The sequence below is a fragment of the Photorhabdus namnaonensis genome (assembly GCF_001684335.1).
Classification (GTDB): Bacteria; Pseudomonadota; Gammaproteobacteria; order Enterobacterales; family Enterobacteriaceae; genus Photorhabdus; species Photorhabdus namnaonensis.
This window is the reverse complement of sequence record NZ_LOIC01000097.1, coordinates 1-527: the sequence shown is the minus strand read 5'-3', so window position 1 is coordinate 527 and position 527 is coordinate 1. Positions and strand designations below refer to the sequence as shown.

Genomic DNA, 527 nt, shown 5'->3' with positions numbered 1-527 from the left:
AAAAACTGGCGAAATATTATTGTTTTTATGAGTTTTACCTTATTAATGGCATGTTCTAAGCACATTGATACTATATATAAGCCGATTGATGTGTCGCATTCGGGGCAATCCATCGAGATTAATTTTGAACTCAGTAAGAGAAAGGCTGGGGATTATCAGTTTGCTCTGCTGTTTGATAAAGGGGATGATGATGAAATGAAAAGGCGGCTTGAATTATTCGGTTATATTGATAAGGAAGGAGTGATAACCCCCGTTTCGCTTCATTTGGTTAGAAACGGCGAGGTTTTTTTTGACGAGAAAATAAATGCAGGGGGACGTAGCTGGGGACGTAGCTTCGATTACGAAGGGAGAAGGATAACTACGGCTGTGCGAGAAATTAAAACACTTTCGTTACCTCCCGGACGTTACTCTGCGGTAATTACCACCCTGGAGGATGTGCCTGCTTTTAATGGCATTCAGAGTTTTGTACAGCTCATATATTTTAATCCGAAGATTTAAAATGGTATCAGTATAAACAAAGGAAATAT

At 39.3% G+C, this 527-nt stretch carries 1 protein-coding gene; it reads left to right on the top strand.

Features of this window, described 5'->3' with window-relative positions; all coding sequences use genetic code 11:
- Positions 1 to 498, top strand: a 498-nt coding sequence (locus Phpb_RS22305; protein WP_082302658.1) for a DUF5625 family protein, incomplete at its 5' end; no start/stop codon positions are given.
- Positions 499 to 527: the final 29 nt, after the last annotated feature.